General features: G+C 65.5%; 22 protein-coding genes. 14 read left to right on the top strand and 8 right to left on the bottom strand.

From position 1 onward, the window contains the following. Positions 1 to 46: 46 nt before the first annotated feature. Positions 47 to 1,111, top strand: a complete 1,065-nt coding sequence (locus tag LN047_RS22875; RefSeq protein WP_373980263.1) for a M4 family metallopeptidase — start codon at positions 47 to 49, stop codon at positions 1,109 to 1,111. After that, positions 1,108 to 1,440, top strand: coding sequence for a protealysin inhibitor emfourin (locus LN047_RS22880; RefSeq protein ID WP_063952390.1), 333 nt, complete (start codon positions 1,108 to 1,110; stop codon positions 1,438 to 1,440). The genes LN047_RS22875 and LN047_RS22880 overlap by 4 nt, the downstream gene beginning before the upstream one ends. Here LN047_RS22880 and LN047_RS22885 read toward each other — a convergent pair. Continuing rightward, positions 1,361 to 2,611: an MFS transporter gene (locus LN047_RS22885; RefSeq protein WP_373980264.1), complete on the bottom strand. Its 1,251-nt coding sequence runs from the start codon at positions 2,609 to 2,611 to the stop codon at positions 1,361 to 1,363. The genes LN047_RS22880 and LN047_RS22885 overlap by 80 nt on opposite strands. A 131-nt stretch (positions 2,612 to 2,742) precedes the next feature. On the opposite strand from LN047_RS22885, the gene LN047_RS22890 reads away from it, so the two are divergent. After that, entirely contained in the window at positions 2,743 to 3,549 is an 807-nt protein-coding gene (locus tag LN047_RS22890; protein WP_062839716.1) for a helix-turn-helix domain-containing protein, read from the top strand. Between the two features lie 13 nt (positions 3,550 to 3,562). Here LN047_RS22890 and tam read toward each other — a convergent pair whose 3' ends face one another. Together tam and LN047_RS22900 are read right to left on the bottom strand one after the other, a co-directional pair. Further along, complete coding sequence (tam, locus tag LN047_RS22895; protein WP_373980265.1) at positions 3,563 to 4,336, bottom strand: trans-aconitate 2-methyltransferase; 774 nt, start codon at positions 4,334 to 4,336, stop codon at positions 3,563 to 3,565. A gap of 176 nt (positions 4,337 to 4,512) precedes the next feature. Then, positions 4,513 to 5,499 (bottom strand): TerC family protein, encoded by a 987-nt coding sequence (locus LN047_RS22900; protein ID WP_373980266.1) that lies wholly within the window; start codon positions 5,497 to 5,499, stop codon positions 4,513 to 4,515. Positions 5,500 to 5,608: 109 nt separating this feature from the next. Between LN047_RS22900 and LN047_RS22905 the strand changes: the two genes are divergently transcribed. The 3 genes from LN047_RS22905 (at position 5,609) to LN047_RS22915 (ending at position 7,651) form a co-directional block, all read left to right on the top strand. Then, the gene (locus LN047_RS22905; protein ID WP_062839719.1) at positions 5,609 to 6,502 is read left to right on the top strand and encodes a LysR family transcriptional regulator; all 894 of its coding nucleotides are present in this window, start codon (positions 5,609 to 5,611) and stop codon (positions 6,500 to 6,502) included. A gap of 85 nt (positions 6,503 to 6,587) precedes the next feature. After that, the gene (locus LN047_RS22910; protein ID WP_062839720.1) at positions 6,588 to 6,983 is read left to right on the top strand and encodes a hypothetical protein; all 396 of its coding nucleotides are present in this window, start codon (positions 6,588 to 6,590) and stop codon (positions 6,981 to 6,983) included. Between the two features lie 53 nt (positions 6,984 to 7,036). After that, positions 7,037 to 7,651 carry a hypothetical protein gene (locus tag LN047_RS22915; RefSeq protein WP_373980267.1) on the top strand — a complete coding sequence of 205 codons (615 nt, stop codon included), beginning with the start codon at positions 7,037 to 7,039 and terminating at the stop codon, positions 7,649 to 7,651. A gap of 19 nt (positions 7,652 to 7,670) precedes the next feature. On the opposite strand, the gene LN047_RS22920 is transcribed toward LN047_RS22915, so the two are convergent. Next, on the bottom strand, positions 7,671 to 8,072 hold the full coding sequence (locus LN047_RS22920) for a hypothetical protein (protein WP_056326215.1): 402 nt from the start codon (positions 8,070 to 8,072) through the stop codon (positions 7,671 to 7,673). 213 nt (positions 8,073 to 8,285) lie between these two features. Here LN047_RS22920 and LN047_RS22925 point away from each other — a divergent pair, with 213 nt between their 5' ends. Together LN047_RS22925 and LN047_RS22930 are read left to right on the top strand one after the other, a co-directional pair. Then, positions 8,286 to 8,864, top strand: a complete 579-nt coding sequence (locus LN047_RS22925; RefSeq protein ID WP_373980268.1) for a YdcF family protein — start codon at positions 8,286 to 8,288, stop codon at positions 8,862 to 8,864. Positions 8,865 to 8,917: 53 nt separating this feature from the next. Next, a complete protein-coding gene (locus LN047_RS22930; protein ID WP_373980269.1) occupies positions 8,918 to 9,961 on the top strand; it encodes a histone deacetylase family protein in 1,044 nt (347 codons plus the stop codon). Positions 9,962 to 10,128: 167 nt separating this feature from the next. On the opposite strand, the gene LN047_RS22935 is transcribed toward LN047_RS22930, so the two are convergent. After that, on the bottom strand, positions 10,129 to 11,463 hold the full coding sequence (locus LN047_RS22935; protein WP_056326974.1) for an MFS transporter: 1,335 nt from the start codon (positions 11,461 to 11,463) through the stop codon (positions 10,129 to 10,131). Between the two features lie 221 nt (positions 11,464 to 11,684). On the opposite strand from LN047_RS22935, the gene cyoA reads away from it, so the two are divergent. The 5 genes from cyoA to LN047_RS22960 all read left to right on the top strand — a co-directional run bounded on the left by cyoA (position 11,685) and on the right by LN047_RS22960 (position 16,630). Then, on the top strand, positions 11,685 to 12,728 hold the full coding sequence (gene cyoA / locus LN047_RS22940) for a ubiquinol oxidase subunit II (RefSeq protein ID WP_373980270.1): 1,044 nt from the start codon (positions 11,685 to 11,687) through the stop codon (positions 12,726 to 12,728). A gap of 63 nt (positions 12,729 to 12,791) precedes the next feature. Next, positions 12,792 to 14,795 (top strand): cytochrome o ubiquinol oxidase subunit I, encoded by a 2,004-nt coding sequence (cyoB, locus tag LN047_RS22945; RefSeq protein ID WP_373980271.1) that lies wholly within the window; start codon positions 12,792 to 12,794, stop codon positions 14,793 to 14,795. Further along, the gene (gene cyoC / locus LN047_RS22950; RefSeq protein ID WP_063952400.1) at positions 14,788 to 15,429 is read left to right on the top strand and encodes a cytochrome o ubiquinol oxidase subunit III; all 642 of its coding nucleotides are present in this window, start codon (positions 14,788 to 14,790) and stop codon (positions 15,427 to 15,429) included. The genes cyoB and cyoC overlap by 8 nt, the downstream gene beginning before the upstream one ends. An 8-nt stretch (positions 15,430 to 15,437) precedes the next feature. Continuing rightward, a complete protein-coding gene (gene cyoD, locus LN047_RS22955; RefSeq protein WP_373982176.1) occupies positions 15,438 to 15,851 on the top strand; it encodes a cytochrome o ubiquinol oxidase subunit IV in 414 nt (137 codons plus the stop codon). Next, a complete protein-coding gene (locus LN047_RS22960) occupies positions 15,851 to 16,630 on the top strand; it encodes an SURF1 family protein (RefSeq protein WP_373980272.1) in 780 nt (259 codons plus the stop codon). The genes cyoD and LN047_RS22960 overlap by 1 nt, the downstream gene beginning before the upstream one ends. A 328-nt stretch (positions 16,631 to 16,958) precedes the next feature. On the opposite strand, the gene LN047_RS22965 is transcribed toward LN047_RS22960, so the two are convergent. The 3 genes from LN047_RS22965 to LN047_RS22975 form a co-directional block, all read right to left on the bottom strand. Continuing rightward, positions 16,959 to 18,659: a nicotinate phosphoribosyltransferase gene (locus LN047_RS22965; protein WP_373980273.1), complete on the bottom strand. Its 1,701-nt coding sequence runs from the start codon at positions 18,657 to 18,659 to the stop codon at positions 16,959 to 16,961. Between the two features lie 21 nt (positions 18,660 to 18,680). Then, entirely contained in the window at positions 18,681 to 19,529 is an 849-nt protein-coding gene (prs, locus tag LN047_RS22970) for a ribose-phosphate diphosphokinase (RefSeq protein ID WP_373980274.1), read from the bottom strand. 101 nt (positions 19,530 to 19,630) lie between these two features. Next, positions 19,631 to 20,284 carry an NUDIX domain-containing protein gene (locus LN047_RS22975; protein ID WP_373980275.1) on the bottom strand — a complete coding sequence of 218 codons (654 nt, stop codon included), beginning with the start codon at positions 20,282 to 20,284 and terminating at the stop codon, positions 19,631 to 19,633. Positions 20,285 to 20,538: 254 nt separating this feature from the next. Between LN047_RS22975 and LN047_RS22980 the strand changes: the two genes are divergently transcribed. After that, complete coding sequence (locus LN047_RS22980) at positions 20,539 to 21,645, top strand: porin (protein WP_128827217.1); 1,107 nt, start codon at positions 20,539 to 20,541, stop codon at positions 21,643 to 21,645. Positions 21,646 to 21,671 lie beyond the last annotated feature (26 nt).

The following is a 21,671-nucleotide window of genomic DNA, read 5'->3' on the forward strand; positions in this document are numbered from 1 at the left end:
AGGACCGCGCCGGGGCCCCATCCGGCGCGCTTGTCGGAGATCGACCATGCCCCGCCCTTCCGAGTCCGCTCCCCTCATCGGAGTGGTCCCGCCATACATGCTGGACCGGCTTGCGCAGCACACCGATGCGCGCGTCAGCATGCCTGCCGTCAAGACGATGATCATCGATCAGCAGCAGCGCAGCCTGCGCGAGATGGCGGGACAGCCGCCTCGCGCGACGCTGGCGCCGGCGCGCCAGGTGGCGCCGGCGGGCACGCCCGACCGCGCCGTGCACGACGCCGGCAACGGCACCACGCTGCCCGGAAAGCTGGTTCGCGCCGAAGGCGCACGGCCCAGCGGCGACCCCGCGGTGGACGAGGCCTACGCGCATCTGGGCTCGACCTACAAGCTTTTCTGGAATGTGTACAAGCGGCACTCCATCGACGCGCACGGCCTGCCGCTGATCGGCACGGTGCATTACGGCGAGGACTACGAAAACGCCTTCTGGAACGGCGCGCAGATGGTGTTTGGCGATGGCGACGGCGAGATCTTCAACCGTTTCACCGTCGCGGTCGACATCATCGGCCACGAGCTCACCCATGGCGTGATCGACACCGAGGCCGCCCTCCTCTACCAAGGCCAGCCCGGCGCGCTGAACGAATCGCTGTGCGACGTGTTCGGCGCGCTGGTCAAGCAGTATTCGCTGGGGCAGACGGCCCGCGAGGCGGACTGGCTGGTCGGCCAAGGTCTCTTCACGGAAAACGTGCAAGCGCGCGCGCTGCGCTCGATGGCCGAGCCGGGCACCGCGTACGACGATCCGGTGCTGGGCACGGACCCCCAGCCCGCGCACATGCGGGACTACGTCGATACGCCGCGCGACAACGGCGGCGTGCACATCAACTCGGGGATTCCGAACCGCGCGTTCTATCTGGCCGCCACGGCACTGGAAGGCAATGCGTGGAACGGCGCGGGGCAGGTCTGGTACGACACGCTGTGCGACAAGCGCCTGCGCCACGATGCCGCGTTCAAGGATTTTGCAGGCCTGACGCTGTTGGTCGCCGGCGAGAAACACGGAGCGGACGTGCGCCGCGCCATCGACGAGGCCTGGAAGGCCGTGGGCGTGCTGCCATGATCGAACTGCCGCCCCTCGACCTTGCGCAGCTCGTGCGCCTTAGCCGCGAGGGCGGCCTGGCATACCTGCCCGGCCTTGCCCAGCCGCGCCGTATCGACATGGCCACCTGCCCGCCTGGCGTGCGGCAGGAGGTCTGCGATGCGATCCTGCATGCCGCCCCGAAAGCCATGCCCGGCAGCGCCGGCGCGGGCGGCGATCAGCGCTACTTTCACGTGGAAGTGGAATTCGAAGGCGCGGATACCGCGCGAGTCACTTTTGACGTGCCGGAGGCCGATGCGCCGGAAACGCTGGTGCGTCTTTGGAAGCGCCCGCCCGGCCAATCTGAATAGCGCGCCCCGCATACAACCCGGTCACCGCCATGACGGCGCACAACGCCGCGCACACGCCCAACGCGGCGCCCCACCCGCTCAGCTTGTCATGCAAGCCGCCCACCATCGCGGGGCCGGTCGCGGCGAACAGGTAGCCGGCACATTGCGCCATGCCCGACAGCGCCGCGGCCTGCTGCGCATGGCTGGCGCGCAGTCCCACGAACGCCAGGCCCAGGATAATGCCCGCGCCGGTGCCCAGGCCAAGCAGCGCGATCCACAACGCCCCCCAAGTGGGCGCCGCGATCAGGCCCGCGAACGCGACGCACGACGCGCCCGCCGCGCAGAACGCCGCGACCCGCTGGTCCCTCAACCGGCGCAGTAGCGGCGCCATGAACAATGCGGGCGCCGCGGACGCCAGCTGCATGAATCCATGCAGCGATCCGGCGCGTTCAGCCGAGTAACCCGCGTCGCGCAAAATGGCGGGCAGCCAGCTCACCGCCACATAGAACACGAAAGAATTGATGCCCAGGAACACGGTGACCTGCCAGGCCAGCGGCGAACGCCACAGGCGCACGCCGTGCGGCGCGTGGGCGGTGGTCGCGGCGGGCGGCGTGTGGCCCGCAAGCTGGGGCAGCCACAACAAGAGGCTGATTAACGGCAGCGCCAGCATGCACAGCGTCGAAAACCGCCAGCCGCCCAGGGGCAGATTGGCAAGCGGAATCGCAATGGCCGAGGCCAGTCCCGCCGCAAGACCCATCGTCAGCACGTAGGCCGACGTCAGCCCCGCCAGGCGCTGCGGGAAGTCACGCTTCAACAGGCTGGGCAGCAGCACGTTGCCCAACGCAATGCCCGCGCCGATGATGGCCGTGCCCGCGTATAGCCCCGCCGCCGCGCCCAGCGTGCGGATCACGATACCGCCAGCGACGAGCAGCATCGCCGCAAAGAGCGTGCGCTCCAGGCCAAACCGGCGCGCAAGCCCCGCGGCAAACAGCGACACCACCGCGAAGGCCAGCAGCGGCAGCGTGATGAGCATGCCGGCCGCCGCCGACGACAGGTCCAGCTCGGCGCGGATCAGGCCGATCAGCGGCGGCACGCTGGTGAACGGCGCGCGCAGGGCCATCGCAATGCAGAGAATGCCCAGGATCAGCAGCGCCGGGCGGCTGGGTGGCGTCGAAGGACGGGATACGTGCATGGTCACTCGGGCGTCGGCAAAGGGAAACGGAAAGGCCACCAGCTTACGCGCCGCGCGCCTTACCGAATTTCGAGATAATGACAACCTTTCCCGCAATTCGGCCACATTCCCCTTTTGCAGCGCCGACGCCCATGCGCACGCCCGACACGCCGCCCGCCCCCTTCGATCCGGATTCCGCCACGCAATGGGCGTTTGCCATGCCAGTGCATGCGGCCGAGCAGGACAACGAATCGCCGACGCACCGGCATCACATGGGCCAGCTTGTCCTGGCGCTGCGCGGCGGCGTCACCTGCTCGGTGCCGCAAGGCCTGTGGATGGTGCCGCCGCAGTGCGCGGTCTGGATCCCCGGCGGCGTGCCGCACAGCAACCGGGTCACGGCCAATGGCCGCGTCTGCTTCCTGTTCGTGCCGGCCGACGCGCCGCGCCTGCCCACGGCATGCTGCACGCTGGCCATCACCCCGCTGGTGCGCGAACTGGTCGTGCACCTGGCCAACCTGGCGCCTGCCGATGCGGCAGCGCCCGCCAACCGCAGACTGGCCGACGTCCTGATGGACCAGCTGTCGCAGATGCCCACCGAGCACCTGCACCTGCCCATCTCGGATCATCCGCGCCTGCGCGAAATCGCCGGCGCGTTGAACGCGGATCCGGCGGACCGCAGCACCGTCGCGCAGTGGGGCAAGCGCGTCGCCATGAGCGAACGCACGCTGGCGCGGCTGGTGCAGCAGGAGGTCGGCATGAGCTTCGGCCGCTGGCGCCAGCAGCTGCACATCATCCTGGCGCTGCAACGGCTGTCGGCGGGCGTGTCGGTGCAGCGCACGGCCGAAGACCTGGGCTACGAGTCGGTCAGCGCCTTCATCACGATGTTCAAGAAAACGCTGGGCAAGACACCCGCGCGTTACTTCGCGGACAAGAGCGACCCGCAGGCCACGCCGCCATGAACGCGCGCGCGGGTCACGCCTGTCTGGAACCGGCCACGATGAAAAGGCGCGGAAACGGCAGCAGCACGGTGCCATCGGCCAGCGCCGGATAGGCCTGCTCGATCAACGACTGATAGCGCGCCAGGAAACTGGCCTGTTCGGCGGCATCCAGCTTGTCCAGATAGGGCCGCAAGGCCGTCCCCTTGAACCACTCGACCACGGCGGCGGCGCCCGCGAGCGGATGATGGTAGGTCGTGCGCCATACGTCCAGCGTGCCGCAATGCGGCTTGAGAAGTTCGTAATACCAGGCCGCGCTGTGACGCGGCGGATGCTTGACGCCGCCCGTCTTGGCCGACCAGGGCGCCTCGCCCGCCACCTGCCGGGCCAGACGATGCGCGGGTTCTTCCAGGTTGTCGGGCGTCTGCACCGCCAGGCTGCCGCCGGGGGCCAGCTTGGCCACCAGCGCGGGGTACAGCGTCTCGTGGTCGGGCACCCATTGCAGCGCGGCGTTGGCAAGGATCACGTCATAGCGTTGCGGCGGATTCCACGTGGCGATGTCGTCCAGTTCGAACGACAGCGCCGGCAAGCGCTTGCGCGCCGCATCGATCATGTCCTGCGAGCTGTCCATGCCCGAGATCTCGGCGTCCGGATAGCGGCTGGCCAGCACTTCGGTGGAATTTCCCGGCCCGCACCCCAGGTCCACGGCGCGCTTGACGAGCAGGTTGGGCAAGGCCGCCACCAGGTCACGCACCGGGCGGGTACGTTCGTTTTCAAAGGCGGAATACTGCTTGGCGGACCAGCTGTTCATGATCGTTCCTTGCGTGGCGATGGGGGTAGCGCCGACTGTACGCCTCGCCTTTTCCGCTGACAAATTCACGATGGCGTCGCTTGCCATATCGGCTGCATATGGACTGCACAAAAAGGCCGCCATAAAAAAGCCCGCCGATTGTCGCCGGCGGGCGGTTGGAAGGCGGGACGCCAGGGTTACTGCGGCTTCAGTTCATCCGAGCGGGTTTTCCACAGCGAGAACAGCACGCCGCCAAGGATCAGGCTGAAGGTCACGCCCAGCGAAATCGCGGGAGGCATCTTGCCGATGAAACCGACCAGGAAGATCTTCGTGCCGATGAACACCAGGACCAGAGCCAGCGCGTACTTCAGGTAATGGAAGCGGTGGATCATCGCCGCCAGGGCAAAGTACAGCGCACGCAGGCCCAGGATCGCAAAGATGTTGCTCGTGTACACGATGAACGGGTCGGTCGTGATGGCGAAGATCGCGGGCACCGAGTCCACGGCAAACACCAGGTCGACAAACTCGATCAGCACCAGCGCCAGCAGCAGCGGCGTCGCGTAACGCACCTTCTTGGACGTGGCCGGATCGACCTCGGTCACCATGAACGCGTTGCCGCGCAGGTCGTCCGTGACACGCATGTGACGCTTCAGGAACTTCAGGATCGGATTCGTGGCGATGTCGGGCGTCTGGTCCGCGATCATCCACATCTTGATGCCCGTGAACACCAGGAACGCGCCGAACAGATACAGCAGCCAGCCGAAGTTGCTGACCAGGGCGGCGCCCAGGCCGATCATGGTGGCACGCAGCACGATCACGCCCAGGATGCCCCAGAACAGCACCCGGTGCTGGTACTGGCGCGGGATCGCAAAGAAGCTGAAGATAAGCGCGATCACGAACACGTTGTCCATGGACAGCGATTTTTCGATCATGAAGCCCGTGTAGTAGGCCATGCCGCTTTCAGCGCCCATGTTCCACCAGACCCAGCCGCCGAACAGCACGGCGGCGGTGATGTAGCCGGCAGACAGCAACAGGCTTTCGCGCACGCCGATCTCGCGGTCTTCCTTGTGCAGCACGCCCAGGTCAAAGGCCAGGAGGCTGACGACGATACCGACGAAGAGCAACCAGCTCCACGCCGGCGTGCCGAGAAAATCGGCGTTGAAGAAGGTGATCAGAGTGTCCATGGTTGACCCCGCTAGATTCGAAGGTGCCCATGATCCCGCTCCGCCTGGAATGGAGAAATCAGCCTGAAAGTGAGTTAAGGTTCGAAAAAACCGAAGTGAGCCGACACCCATGCTGAACTACCGCCACCTGTACTATTTCTGGATGGTTGCCAAGGAGGGCGGGTTTTCCCGCGCCGCCGAGCGCCTGGACATGGCCATCCAAACGATCAGCGCGCAGGTCCGGGAACTGGAAAAGAACCTGGGCCATCAGTTGCTGAAGCCAGCCGGGCGTGGCGTGGCGCTGACCGACGCCGGCCAGGCTGCGTTCGCCCGCGCTGAGGAAATCTTCCAGATCGGGCAAGTGCTGCCGCAGGAAGTGCGCGCGGCCGCCACCAAGCCCGTCGTGCGGCTGTCCGTGGGCCTGTCGGACGGCATCTCCAAGCTGGCGGCACACGCCTTGCTGGGCCCCGTGCTGCACACGCCCGATCTGCATCTGACCTGCCATGAAGGCGAAGTGGAGGAGCTGCTGGGCGAGCTGGCGCGGCATCACCTGGATCTGGTGCTGGCCGGCCAGGGCGCCCCCGCCAACCCCAACCTGCGGCTGACCAGCGACCGCCTGGTGTCCTCGCCGGTGGACTGGTACGGCCCCGCCAAGCTGGTGCGCAAGTCGGACACGCTGGATTTTCCGCGCTGCCTGGAGCGGCTGCCGGTGCTGCTGCCCACGGGCCACTCGGTGCTGCGACAGACGCTGGACCGCTGGTTTGCCGAACAGAACGTGTATCCGAACGTGGTGGGCGAATTCGAGGACAGCGCGCTCATGTCGGTATTCGCGGCCCGGGGCCTGGGCGTCTTTCCGCTCAGCCGCCTGGGCGGGGACGACGTCGCGCTGTTGCGCGGCCTGCGGCCGCTGGCGCGCTGCGAGGACGTGCACGAGGAAATCCACGCCATCCGCAACCGCCGCGGCCAGCACCATCCCCTTGTCCGCGAGATCCTCTCCCAAGCTAAAACTTCGGTTTTATCTTAATGTTTGTCACATCCACTCTGGTTTTTCGGAAATAGAATCGCCGCTATCGTGGCGGTTCTTTTTGAGTCATCGGAGTACCACATCAATGAAGAAAATCATCTGGCTCGCTTTTGCCGTCCTCGCGGCGCTCTGGACCGGGCTGGTGGCGCTGACCCTGCAACTGACCGACTGGGTGCTGGCCACCATTGCCACGACGCAGGTGCCCGGCGCCGCCGTCGACACCTCGCAATGGGTTGCGCCGGCCTGGGCGGCCCCCTGGGTGGATCCGGCATGGCTGGAATCGCTGCAGGGCGGCCTGGTCTGGGCCGCGCAGGGTCTTAACCAGGTGCTGCCCTTCGCAGGCAGCCTCGGCACGCTGATCAGTGTGCTCGGCTGGATCTTCTGGGGCTTCATCATGGCCGGCCTGCTGGTGGTTGCCCTGATCCTGCACTGGCTCGCTGGCAAGCGCGAGCAGCAGGCCCCGGGGCGGCAAGTGGTGTAAAAAGGGGGCAGGCAACGCGCCGCCCGGTACGCTGCCCTTACCCGGAGCGTGCCGTGCTGTCTCGATCTACCCGCTGCCTGACCCTGCCGTTTTCGGCGCTGCTGGCCTGCGCCGGCGCGGCGTCCGCCCAGGCAGCGTCTCCCCACGGCGTGGCGGTCTGCACCGTGACGGGAACATCGGGGCAGTACAGCGTGCGGGTGCGCAACACCAGCGACAGGACGCTCTCGCACGCCGACGTGGTGGGCGTGCATCTGGATGCCGCCGGCCAGGCCGGCGCGCAGGTCACCGCCAACCTGCAGGACGTGCCGCCCGGCAAATACAAGACCGCCGTGCTGGCGCGCCCTGGCGAGTCCGCGGCGCTGGTCAGCATCGCCACCTACCAGACCATCGACGGCGTCGACACCCCCCAACAGGAACTGTACGCAGGCAAGGTCGCCCATGTCGCGCATGGCTCGGCCCTGCAATACACGTTGGCGCCGCTGGCCTTGCGCGGCTGGACGGTGGCCTATGGCACGGCGCAGAGTCCCAAGCTGGAACCCGGCAGCGCCGTGCTGCTGATCTATCCCGCCCGCACGGGCAAGAAACGCGACATTACGCGGCCCGACGCCGGGCGCGCGCCGGCGGACGTGGTGCCGCTTGCGCCTTGCCCCGCCGTTCGCGGGAACTGACCGCGGTCCTTGACCGCGATCACGTGCCGCTCAAGAGGTCGCGCTCGTTCAGGAGCGCATAGACGATCTCGGGCCGGTTGTCGAAACCGCGCCGAATCGCGGCGGGCAGCGATGCCCGCGTCTTGCGGCACAGGCCGGGCAATTCTTCCAATTGAATCGAGATGCCGCGCGAGGTCCGCACCTCGTTTTCGCTGGGCGTGATGTGGATCACGATGCCAAGCTGGGCCTGGATGCGCCCCTGCATGGCCCGCAGGTCGTCCAGGCTGGTGATGTTTTCCAGCCGCGCGACGAGGCGCTTTTCTTCTTCCCGAGTCAGCCGCAGGACGCGCAGGTCGGACGCCGGATTGGCCAGCAACCGGTCCCGGTCGCACACACAGGCGCCGGGTGGACATTCTTGGCGGATGGGAAACGGCAGGTTCATGGGGACGGTGCGCCAGCCACGACGGCGCGGGGCGTTGCCAATCTGGGCATTCTAACCAGGATGAACGAGCTCCTGCAGGCGCGCACTGCGCGTTTACCCGCTAGCGCCGGCCGCAGACTTCCCTGCCGGGCAGCCGTAATCGTTCAGACCCCGGCATCGCCTGGCGCGCCTTTTGCCGTAAGCTCTGCCCTCGCCCTGAACTCGCCCTTCGCCATGACATTTTCGACCCGCCGATTCGTGACCCGCGCCCTGATCGTTCTGGCGGCGATCGTGCTGGTGGCAGCCGTGGCGCTGGCGGCGACGGGCCTGCTGAGCGGCGCCCGCGACGCCGACGTGGCCGTCGTGCTGGGCAACACCGTTCAACCCGGCGGACAACCCTCTGCGCGCCTGGCCGCGCGGCTGGACCGCGCCTACGACTGCTATGCCGCGTCCCGATGCCGCATTCTGTTCGTCAGCGGCGGCGTGGATCCGGCCGGCACGGACGAAGCCGCCGCCATGCGCGACTACCTGCTGGCGCGCGGCGTGCCCGCGGGCCAAATCGTCGTCGACAGTGCGGGCGTGGACACATGGGCCACCGCCCGTCACGCCAGCGCCTACATGCGCGAACACGGCTACACACGGGCCCTGGCCGTGACGCAGTATTTCCATGTGCCGCGCACGATGCTCGCGCTCAAGCGCCAGGGCGTGGCCGAGGTCAGCGGCGCCTATCCGGCATTCTTCGAAATGCGCGACCTCTATTCCATTTTCCGTGAGCTGCCCGCTGTGGCGCTGTATATTTTCCGGCCGCTATAAGGGCGAACCATCAGGGCGCATCCGCCCGCCTGATCCATCCAGGACTTCCCATCGTGCTGATCTTTCACAACCCCGTTCACAACAAACACAGCGGCCGCCACGAAATGTTCCGCGGCAAACTGGTGCCTTGCCATGAAACGCCGGCAAGGCTGGCGTTCGTGCTGGACGCGCTGCGCCAGCGCGGCATCGGCGAACTGCGCGTGCCCGGCAGCCCGGACATGGATCTCATCAAACGGGTGCACACGCCGCGTTATGTGGATTTTCTGGCAAGCGCCTGGAACGAATGGGTGGCGCTGGATCCGGCCAATGCCGATATCGACGTGCTGCCGTCGATCTGGCCGGTGCGCGGATTTCGCCACGACATCGAGCCCACCAATTTCGCGGCGCGCGTGGGCCTGTTCTCATTCGATAGCGGCTGTCCGCTGACGGCCGGCACCTGGGAGGCGGCCACGGCAGGCGCCGCCTGCGCCATCGACGCCGCGCGCGCCGTATCCCAGGGCCAGGGCCTGCGCGCGGCAATGGCGTTGACCCGGCCGCCCGGCCATCACGCCGGTCCGGACTTCTTTGGCGGCTATTGCTTCCTGAACAACGCGGCCCTGGCGGCGCAGGCGCTGCGCGACGCCGGGGCACAACGCGTCGCGGTGCTGGACGTGGATTATCACCATGGCAACGGCACGCAAAGCATCTTCTACAACCGTGGCGACGTGCTCACCGTGTCGGTCCACGGCGATCCGACCACCGAGTATCCGTTCTATCTGGGCTATGCCGACGAGCGCGGCGAAGGCGCGGGCCAGGGCTGCAACCTGAACCTGCCGCTGCCCGCCGGCAGCGACTTCGCGGCCTGGACCGCCGCCTTGCAGCAGGGGATAGACGCCGTGCGCGCGTTCAAGGCCGACGCGCTGGTCGTCGCGCTGGGCGTGGACACCTACGAAGGCGATCCGATTTCGAAGTTCAAATTGAAGAGCGCTGACTATCTGCAGGTCGGTCAGATGCTTGCTGGGCTTGGGCTGCCCGTGGTGTTCACGATGGAAGGCGGCTATGCGGTCGCGGACGTGGGTATCAACGTGGCGAATGTGCTGGAAGGGTATCTGGGCTGATTCGCCTGTAGGGTGTCCACCGCCTGTAGGGTGTCTGACACCCTATGCACACCGCGGCAAACCCGAGTCCATCTCCCCAGGGTGTCAGACACCGGTGAGAGACCGTCTCCCCAGGGCCTCAGACACCGGTGGTGTCAGACACACCGCCGCAAAACCGCAGCACCCTTTTAATCGCGCGTCTCAAGCACCTTGTTGATCCGCAGCGCCAGCAGCGTGCACGCCACGCCCGACAGCAGGTACACGCTGACCGCCACCAGCCCGAATCGCGCAGACAGCCCCAGTGCCACCACCGGCGCGAAGGCCGCCCCGACCAGCCATGCCATGTCGGACGTCAGCGCCGCGCCGGTATAGCGGAACCGGCGCGTGAAGTTGGCGGTGACCGTGCCCGACGCCTGGCCGTAGGACAGTCCCAGCAACGCGAAGCCGATCAGGATGAACGCATCCTGCGCCTTCGGTCCGCCGCCCAGCAGCCAGGGCGACACCACCGCAAACACGCCGATCAGCATGGCCAGCAGTCCCAGCGTCGTGCGCCGGCCAATACGGTCGGCCAGCCATCCGGAGGCGATCGTGCCCAGGATGCCGATCACCGATCCAATGATCTGCACGATCAGCACATCCGAAATCTGTTGCGTGCCGCTGACAGCGATCCACGACAGCGGGAAAACGGTGACGAGGTGAAACAGCGCATAGCTGGCCAACGCGGCGAAGGCGCCGATGAAGAGGTTGTAGCCTTGCTGGCTGACGATCTCGCGGATGCTGATGGGTTCGAGTTCGCCTTCTTCAAGTAGCTGCGTGTATTCCTCGGTCACGACCAGCCGCAGCCGCGCAAACAGCGCCACCACGTTGATGGCAAACGCCACGAAGAACGGATAGCGCCAGCCCCACTCCAGAAAGTCTGACTGCGTGAGCGTCACGTGCAGATAAAGAAAAAGCGCGCTGGCCACCATGAAGCCGACCGGCGCACCCAGCTGTCCCATCATCGAATACCAGCCGCGGCGATTGGGCGGCGCATTCAGCGCCAGCAGCGATGGCAGGCCGTCCCACGATCCGCCGAACGCCAGCCCCTGCAGGCAGCGGAACACGGCAAGCAAGGTGATCGCATGGACGCCGATGGATTCATAGCCCGGCAGAAACGCCATGCCCACGGTCGCGGTGCCCAATACGAACAAGGCAACGGTCAACTTGGTGGCGCGGCCCCATCGGCGCTGAATCGCCATCGACACGGCCGTGCCGATGGGACGCATGATGAAGGCAAAGGAGAAGATAACGAAGGCCCAGAGCGTGCCTTCCAGCGGGGCTTCGAAGGGAAAGAACACCTTCGGAAAAACCAGAACGCAGGCGATGCCGAATACGAAGAAGTCGAAGTATTCCGAGGCGCGTCCCACCACCACGCCCACGGCGATCTCACCAGGCGCCACCTTGGCGTGGCTGGTCCCGCCGCTGATCGCCCCAGGTCCGGAAACGGGAGAGGGATGACCAGGATATTGCGTGGTGGTCGACATGGATTCGCTCGCAAAAAAAGGATCTGAATACGCCTTGTCTACGATCTTGCAACACACCTGCATGACAGTACGCGCATCATGCCGCACGCCGCAAGCCTTACGGCCCAGGACGGCTCCGCATGCGCTGCCGTGCATACTTTTGCTCTTTTTACCCTAGATTTTTCGCGGCTTCCAGCGTAGTGTTTCGTTTACTTCGCACGGTTACGTTTCGGGGTATGACTATGTCGTCCTTCGCAAGGCTTCGCGGATTGATCCTGTTTGCCGCCCTGCCGCTGCTCGCCGGGTGCAATGCGGTCTTGCTCTCGCCGTCGGGCGACGTGGCCGTGCAACAACGCAACCTGATCATCATCTCCACCGGCCTGATGCTCATCATCATCGTGCCGGTGATCATCCTGACCTTGCTGTTCGCCTGGCGCTATCGCGCCAGCAACAAGGACGCCGCCTACGATCCCGACTGGAACCACTCCACCATGCTGGAGCTTCTGATCTGGGCCGCGCCGCTGCTCATCATCATCGCGCTCGGCGCGCTTACGTGGGTCAGCACCCACCAGCTCGATCCCTACCGCCCGCTGGCGCGCCTGTCCGAAGGCCGCGAGGTGCCGCCCAACACCAAGCCGCTGGTGGTCGAAGTGGTGGCGCTGGACTGGAAGTGGCTGTTCCTCTATCCCGAGCAAGGCGTGGCGGCGGTAAACGAAATGGCCGCGCCGGTGGATCGTCCCATCCAGTTCAAGATCACCTCGTCATCGGTCATGAATTCGTTCTTCGTGCCCGCGTTGGCCGGCCAGATCTACGCGATGCCCGGCATGCAGACTACGCTGCACGCCGTCATCAATCACCCCGGCGAGTACGAGGGCCTGTCCGCCAACTACAGCGGCTCGGGGTTTTCCGGCATGCGCTTTCGCTTCCATGGCCTGGACCAGAAAGGCTTTGACGACTGGGTCGGGCAGGCGCGCAAGTCGCAAGCCACGCTGGACCGCGCGGCGTACCTGAAACTTGAACAACCCAGCGAGCGCAACCCGGTGCAGCTTTACGCCACCGTTGCGCCGGGCCTGTTCGACGCCATCGTGAACCGCTGCGTCGAGCCCAACCGCATGTGCATGCGCGACGCGATGGCCATCGACGCCCAAGGCGGCGCCGGCATTCCCGGCGCGCATAACCTGACCACCCTGGATCCCCAGACGCGCGAGCGCCTGGGGCTCACGGACACGCCGCCGCGCAAGTACGTGGGCGCCATGTGCACGGCCACCGAAGGATTGCTGCTGTAGCGCGGCAGGTTTTTCAGCTCGGCACGTGCGCCATGTAAACGCGGTCTTTTTGCTGGAATCGAGATGCCTGATCAACCTGACCTCACCAAGCTGATCTTCGGCCGTCTGACCTGGGACGCCATTCCTTTCCACGATCCCATCCTGCTGGGCACGTTCTTCGTGGTGGCGATTGGCGGCATCGTCGTGCTGGGCTCCGTCACTTACTACAAGAAGTGGGGCTACCTGTGGCGCGAATGGTTCACCAGCATCGATCACAAGAAGATCGGCATCATGTACGTGATCCTGGGCATCGTGATGCTGCTGCGGGGGTTTGCCGACGCCATCATGATGCGCTCCCAGCAGGCCGTGGCCTTCGGCGACTCCACCGGCTTTCTGCCGCCGCACCACTACGACCAGATCTTCACGGCGCACGGGGTCATCATGATCTTCTTCGTGGCCATGCCGCTGGTCACGGGCCTGATGAATTTCATCGTGCCGCTGCAGATCGGGGCGCGCGACGTCGCGTTTCCGTTCCTGAACAACTTCAGCTTCTGGATGACCGCCGGCGGCGTGATCCTGGTGATGATGTCGCTGTTCGTCGGGGAATTTGCCCGCACCGGCTGGCTGGCGTATCCGCCGTTATCCGGCATCCTGCACAGTCCGGATGTCGGGGTCGATTACTACATATGGGCCTTGCAGATAGCGGGGGTGGGTACATTGCTATCCGGGGTGAACCTGCTGGTCACCATCGTGAAGATGCGCGCGCCCGGCATGAAGATGATGCGCATGCCCATCTTCACGTGGACGGCGCTGTGCACCAACGTGCTGATCGTGGCGGCCTTTCCGGTGTTGACGGCGGTGCTGGCCCTTCTGTCCATGGACCGCTATGTCGGCACCAATTTCTTCACGGCGGACTTTGGCGGCAACGCCATGATGTACGTGAACCTGATCTGGATCTGGGGCCACCCCGAGGTGTACATCCTGATCCTGCCGGCGTTCGGCATCTTCTCCGAGGTGGTGTCCACCTATTGCCGCAAACGCCTCTTCGGCTATGCGTCCATGGTGTATGCCACGGTCGTGATCACCGTGCTGTCGTACCTGGTGTGGCTGCACCACTTCTTCACCATGGGGTCCGGCGCCAGCGTGAACTCGTTCTTCGGGATCACGACAATGATCATCTCGATCCCGACCGGCGCCAAGATCTTCAACTGGCTGTTCACCATGTATCGCGGGCGCATCCGCTTCGAAGTGCCGATGCTGTGGACGCTGGGGTTCATGGTCACCTTCGTGATCGGCGGCATGACGGGCGTGCTGCTGGCCGTGCCGCCCGCCGACTTTGCGCTGCACAACAGCCTGTTCCTGATCGCGCACTTTCACAACGTGATCATCGGCGGCGTGCTGTTCGGGCTGATGGCCGGCATCACCTACTGGTTCCCCAAGGCGTTCGGCTACAAGCTAGATCCGTTCTGGGGTAAATGCTCGTTCTGGTTCTGGCTGGTGGGCTTTTACGTGGCCTTCATGCCGCTTTACGTGCTGGGCCTGATGGGCGTGACGCGCCGCGTGAACCACTTCGAGGACATGTCGCTGCAGATCTGGTTCCAGATCGCGGCCTTTGGCGCGCTGCTGATCGCGTGCGGCATCGCCAGCTTCATCATCCAGCTCGTGGTCAGCTACCGCCGCCGCGACCAGTTGCGCGACACCACCGGCGATCCGTGGGATGGCCGCACGCTCGAATGGTCCACGTCGTCGCCCCCGCCCGTGTACAACTTTGCGTTCACGCCGCGGGTGCATGACCTGGACGCCTGGTGGCAGATGAAGCAGCACGGCTACCAGCGTCCGCAGCAGGGCTTCATTCCGATTCACATGCCGAAGAACACGTGGGCGGGCATCGTGCTGGCCGGGATCAGCGTGGTGCTGGGCTTTGCGCTGATCTGGCACATGTGGCCGCTGGTGGTGCTGGCGTTTGCCGCGCTGATCCTGGTGTCGATCATCCATACCTTCAACTACAAGCGCGACTACTACGTGCCGGCCGAACAGGTCGTCGCCACGGAAGACGCCCGCACAAGGCTGCTAGCGCAACATGTCTGATACCCTCGCCCACCCCATGCCCGGCGGCGCCGCGCCGGCCCAGGAACCGGTCTTCTACGTTCCTGGCGAACACCATCCCAAGAACGGCACGCTGCTCGGGTTCTGGATCTACCTGATGAGCGACTGCCTCATCTTCGCGTGCCTGTTCGCGGTCTACGGCGTGCTGGGCCGCAGCTTCGCGGCCGGGCCGTCCGGCGCGGACCTGTTCGACCTGCCGCTGGTGGCGGTGAACACGACGCTGCTGCTGCTGTCCTCGATCACGTACGGCTTTGCCATGCTGGAGATGCGGCGCAACCGTATCGGCGCCACGCAGCTGTGGCTGGCGGTCACCGGCATCCTGGGCTTGGGCTTCCTATCGCTGGAAATCTACGAGTTTTGGCACCTGATCCACCAGGGCGCCGGGCCGCAGCGCAGCGCCTTCCTGTCGGCCTTTTTCACGCTGGTCGGCACGCACGGGCTGCACGTCACCTTCGGCATCGTGTGGCTGGTGACGCTGATGCTGCAGGTCCGCCTCCACGGCCTGATCCCGGAAAACCGCCGCCGCCTGATGTGCCTGTCGATGTTCTGGCACTTCCTGGACCTGATCTGGGTGGGCGTGTTCACCTTTGTGTACCTGATGGGAGTGCTGCCATGACGTCACACATGGATAACCTGGCCGACACCGGCCACGGCGGCCACCACGGCCACGACGGTCACGATGGCCACCACGACGATGACGACGCCGCCGCCCACGGCACCTTCAAGAGCTACATGACCGGCTTCGTGCTGGCGGCCATCCTGACGGCGATTCCGTTCTGGCTGGTGATGGACCGGGTCATCGACAGCTCGCGCGTCACGGGCCTGGTGATCCTGGCGTTCGCCGTCGTGCAGATCGTGGTGCACATCATCTACTTCCTGCACCTGGACACCAAGTCCGAAAGCGGGTGGAACATGTTGGCGTTAATATTCACGCTGGTGCTGGTCGTGATCACGCTCAGCGGATCCATCTGGATCATGTATCACCTGAACTCCAACATGATGCCCATGTCCCCGCATGACATGCGCAAGATGCCCTGATGGCTGCAGTCAAAGACATTTCTTCACGCGACACCTCCCGACATCCGCGCAGCAAAGCAACCCTGGTCATCCTGGGGTTGCTGGCTGTTGCCCTCTTCGCCGGGCTTTGCGCCCTGGGCACCTGGCAGGTGCACCGGCTGGCCTGGAAGCGCGCCCTGATCGCGCAGGTGGATCAGCGGGCCCACGCGCCCGCCACGCCCGCCCCCGGCAAAAGCGAATGGGCGCAATTGACGCAGGACAACGCGGAATACCGCCACGTCACCGCCGCCGGCACGTACCACTTCGACAAGCAGACGCTGGTGCAGGCCGCGACCGAACTGGGCAGCGGCTATTGGGTCATGACGCCGCTGCAGCTGGCGGACGGCGGCACCGTGCTGGTCAATCGCGGCTTCGTGCTGCCGGCGTGGCGCAAGGACCCCGCCAATGCCGCCCAGCCCGCCGCCCCGGGCCAGGTGACGGGCCTGCTGCGCATGGGCGAGCCGGCCAGCGGCTTTCTGCGCAACAACGACCCGGCCGCCAACCTCTGGTATTCACGCGATCTGCCCGGCATCGCGGCGGCGCGCGGGTTGACCGACGTGGCGCCCTACTTCATCGATGCGGATGCGGCGACCAGCCCCGGCAAGGATCCCGCGCGGGAACCGGTGGGCGGCCTGACGATGCTCAACTTTCCGAACAACCATCTGACGTACGCCATCACCTGGTATGCGCTGGCGCTGATGGTGATCGTGGGCGTGGTGATCTTCGTGCGCGAGGAAAAGCGCGCGCGCCGGCCGGGCTGATCCGCCGGCACGCAAACACAACGGCGCCCCCAAGGCGCCGTTATTGTTTCCAAGACGGTGTCAGACACCCGGCGCAGATGGTCGTCAACTTGGGGGAACGGAGCAGTGGGTGTCAGACACCTTATGAGCACGGTGTGAGACACCCGGCGAAGATGGTCGTCAACTTGGCTTGCAAGGTGTCTGACACCCGTCAGCAACGACCGTCAAGTTGAGCAGGCGCCACATGGGTGTCTGACACCTTGCCCCACGAAGACCGGTATCGCCAACAACAACGGCGCCCACTTGGGGCGCCGTTGTCGTTTGATCTCCCGTGCAACCGCCGGCGGGATCAGCAGGCCGGCCAGCGGATGCTGCCCGCCTCGGGGCATACCCACGATCCCTGCAGCCGCGCCCGGATCTGGGCCAAGCTTTGTTCGACCAGCAGCTCGCCGTCGCGGAACACCGGCACCAGCGCCCCGCCCGCCGCCTGCTCTGGCGTCTGCTGATCGTGCAGCACGTAGCCGTCCGGCGTCTCTTCCACGCGCAGCAGTCCCTTGGCGGACTTTTTCACGCCGGAGTCGGTGACCGGGTCCTTGACCAGTTCCTGCGGTTCGCCGTTGACCTCGGCATACGTGGCCTTCAGCGCCCAGCCGAAGGTGTCGCGCGTCAGGTACTGGTACGTGTAGGACCCGATGCCCAGCACCACGTTGCCCGAGGCAAAGCCCTTGCGCTCCAGCCGCACCAGGATGTCGCGCGCCCGGGTCAGCGTGATGGAGTCGCCGTAGATCAGGCCGACGTGCGGATCCAGAAGCTTGTAGCCGCGCTCGGTCTCAACCCCGCCAAAGGTATCCCACAGGCATTGCACGGCGCCCTTCACCTCGGCGGCGCGAAGGGCTTGCCGCGCGCTGGCGTCTTCACCCAGCAGCCAGTAGTTGCCCGTGGCCGCATCACGCACGGCCTCAAAGCCGGCGGCTTGCGCCGCTTGCAGGGCGGCGCGGTCGTCTACGCCCGGCACGTCGGTGCAGAAGTAGCCCGTCAGGATCTTCACGGGATCGCCCGAGTCCGGGCGGAACACGACCTTGGCGTTGCCCAGCGCATCCGGCTCGCGGCTCATGATCTCGGACTTGAGCGCCGCGGCAAAATCCGTGACCACCTGCCAGAAGTCCCAGGTGTCCGACACCACGGACACGATGCCCGCCGGATAGACCTGCTTGACCAGGCGGCGGATGGTTTCGATCTCGCCTTCCTTGCTGCCCAGGCACATCACGGAGTGTTCGGTCGCCGGCACCGAGCCGCCGATGAGTTCCCGATCCGAATCCGCGAGGTAGAGGTCTTCAAGGTAATCGATGGCCGGGATCGTGTCGGTGCCGGTGAAGGACAACAGGTGGCCCGCGCCGCACTTGCGCGCGTCGTACAGGCCGGCCATGCCGCGCATCGAGAAGTCGTGGCCCTGCCAGTCCACGAACGCCATCGGGCTGCCGGTCAGCTGCGCGAAGTAGGTCAGCAGCTTGCGGTATTCGAAGGCGATGGTGGCGACCGTGGACGGCTTCCAGGATTCGCAACTGAACAGGGTTTCGATGTAGGTCACCAGCCAGGCGAATTCCGGCTGGGTGTTGACGAAGGTGACGGGCGGCACGCGGATGTCCACGCGGGCGCCTTCAGGCACCGAGCGGATTTCCAGCGGCAGGTAGCCCAGGTCGTGCAGCGCCTGCAGGTGGTCCACCGTGACCGCGCCCTTGCCCAGCGCGTTGTCCACGCGGCGCTGGTACTGGCGCACCGCCGTCGCGGCCGGCTTGCCGAAGAACTCGCGGTTGAAAAGACCGATCAGGATTTCCTTGATGAAGCCCTGCAGGCCGAACCAGACGATCTTCTCGTCGAACAATTCGGGCAGCACCGGCGCCAGGCGCGCGGAACGCGGCGTGAAGTTGGCAAGGATCTTGTTGGTGCCCTTGGGGTACTGGAACGGGTGGCCGGTCTTGTAGAAATCCGCCTGCAGAAAGGGATTCAGGCCGTTCTTGAGCGCGGGGGCCAGGGTGTCGGGGGCATTCATGGCGTTTTCCTTCTTGGCTGCTTAGTTGACCAGGACGGCTGCGGCGGCGCCCGGCACAGGGGCGTCTTCGGTGCGAGTCCAGTCGTATGCGGTGAAAATCTCGGCGTAGTTGGCCTTCAGCTCGGTCAGGCCCTTGCTGAAGATGCCGTGCGTGACATACAGGTAGAGCGGCTGGCGGGTCTTGCCGCGCAGGGCGGCGGCCAGTTCCAGGAACGTGCGGCCGCCGTCGCAGATGTCGTCGACCACCAGCACCGGCTGGGCCGGGATATCGTCGGGCACGCGGGTTTCAGTAATGCGGCCGGTCTGCGGATCGCGGACCTTTTCCGCGTAGCGCACATCCGCCACGCCCAGCGCCTTGGCCAGCGCCTGCACCCGCTTGCGGGCGCCGGCGTCCGGCGCCATCAGCGTGACGCCCTGCGCAAAGGCCGGGGCTGCCAGCGCCTTTTTCAGGAAGGTGGCGGCATCGACGACCCGAACCCGCGCGAGCAGCGCCGGCGTGACGTCGCTGTGGGGTTCGACGATGGTGACGGTGGCGTACTGCTGGTCGTTGATCAGCTTGCAGAACACCGCGGCGCCCAGCGCCTCGCCCGGGTTGCACACGCGGTCCTGGCGGGCATACGGCACATAAGGCATGTCCAGGTGCACCGGCACGGCGGGGTTCAGGCGGCGCAGGGCATCGGTCAACAGCAACAACTGCATCACGTCGTCGGCCGACTTCAACAAGGCATGGATGCGAAATTCGCGGGCGGCGTCCGCCTGCTCGCGCAGCTCGGCCGGAATGGTGACCTGCATTTCGCCGCCCGGAAACCGGAACGCTGCCGGCGTATCGGTCAGGCGTTGTCCTTCAATGACCGCAGTGATGGTGAACATGATCGTCCCTTAGTGGTATTTCAAAACTAAGTGACGTCAGTATAAGCCCACTTATTGTTGTTATGCAACTATCTTTGTATTTGAATGGGCGCGCTCACGCCTCATCCGACGCTGCGGTCGAAAAACGTGAAGTCCTTCAGCCGGTACAGGCGCGCCGGCCGCTGCGCGCCGCCGACCTGTTCGTCGGTGGCCTCCAGCGCGCCCCACGCTTCCATCTTGCGGCGGAAATTGGATTTCTCGAGCCGGGTCTGCAGGATCGCCTCATAGGTGTGCTGCAGCTGAGTCAGCGTGAAGCGCTCGGGCAACAGGAAGAACGGCAGCGTGGAATAGGTGGACTTGCTGCGCAGTCGGTCCACGGCCGCCCGGACGATGGCGGCGTGGTCGAACGCCAGCGGCGGCAGCGCGTCCACGCTGACAAAGCGGAACTCGGCGCGCCTGGCGGCGGCCAGTTCGGCGGCGGGCACCAGGGCCACGTAGGCCACCGACAGCGACCACTGCCGGGGGTCGCGATCCATGCCCGAAAACACCTGCAACTGCTCAAGGTAGCGCGGCTCGAAACCCGTCTTTTCCCGCAACACGCGCCGGATGCTGTCTTCGGTGGACGCGTCCTCGTCGGCGTGCACCACGCCACCGGGCAACGCCATCGCGCCCTGAAAGGGCTCGCGATCGCGCTGGTGCAGCGCGACTTCCAGGCCAGATTCGCGCAGGGTGAGAAGGACGGCGTCGACAGTGACGAGCGGCTGGGGAAATTCCAAGACGAGGGTTCCAAGATTCGGGTTTTGGGCAAGATGCCACTATGAGAGATTCAGGTCAATCCGGCCCCGTTCCGCCTGCGCAGATTTCAGGCGCGTGCGCCACTAGAACAACTTCGAATTTTGGCAAAAATTGACGGCGGATAACGACAATTAACGCATTGTTCTACACTATGCCCCGAGGAACACCGCCGGGTTGATGCTTGGCGCCGTGTTCCTTTTGCTTTTTCTTCAACTGCAACACAGGAGTTTTCCGGATGAAAAAGACGCTGCTCGCCGCGGCAATGCTGGCCTCTTTCGCAGGCGTTGCCCAGGCAGAACCGTCAGTCACCCTCTATGGTGTCATCGACACCGGCCTCGGCTACAACAAGATCAAGGGCGATGGCTACAGTGGTTCCAAAGTCGGCATGATCAACGGCATCCAGGCCGGCTCCCGCTGGGGCCTGCGCGGATCCGAAGATCTGGGCGACGGCCTGCGTGCCGTCTTCAAGCTGGAAAGCGGCTTTGACTCCGCCAACGGCAGCCGCGGCCAGTCGGGCCGCCTGTTCGGCCGCCAAGCCACCATCGGCCTGGCCAACGACGCCTGGGGCTCGCTCGAATTCGGCCGCCAGGCCACCGTCGGCTCCAACTACCTGGCCGACATCGATCCCTTCTACACCAGCTACACCCAGTCCAACCTGGGCCTGGGGTTCAGCGCGGCCAACACCATGCGCTGGGACAACATGGTCATGTACCGCACCCCGTCGGTGAACGGCTTTGAATTCGCCGTGGGCTACTCGTTCAGCGTGGACGACACCACGACGGACCAGACCGGCTTCAAGACCGCGGACAACACGCGCGGCATCACGACCGGCCTGCGCTACGTGCAAGGTCCGCTGAACGTGACGCTGACGTATGACCAGCTGAACGGTTCCAACCGCGGCTCCATCGACAACGGCGCCACGCCGCGCCAGTACGCCATCGGCGCGTCGTACGACCTGGAAGTCGTCAAGCTGGCCGCCGCTTACGGCCGCACCACCGACGGCTGGTTCGTCGGCCAGGACCTGCCGGCCGGCACGCCGTTCAGCGATGAATTCGGCATCAACCGCTTCGTGGACGGTTTCAAGGCCAATTCCTACATGCTGGGCGCAACGTTCCCCGTCAGCGCAGCCGGCAGCCTGTTCACGTCGTGGCAGCACGTGGCCCCGTCCAACGACAAGCTGACGGGCGGCGACGCCAACATGAACGTCTACAGCGTGGGCTACACCTACGACCTGTCCAAGCGCACCAACCTGTACGCCTACGGTTCGTACGGCACGGATTACGCGTTCATCGACGGCGTCAAGAGCACCGCCGCCGGCGTGGGCATCCGCCACCAGTTCTAAGCGTGTGCCGGGCCGGTCCGCTTGCG

The sequence above is a fragment of the Achromobacter sp. JD417 genome (assembly GCF_041879325.1).
Taxonomy (GTDB): Bacteria; Pseudomonadota; Gammaproteobacteria; order Burkholderiales; family Burkholderiaceae_B; genus Achromobacter; species Achromobacter mucicolens.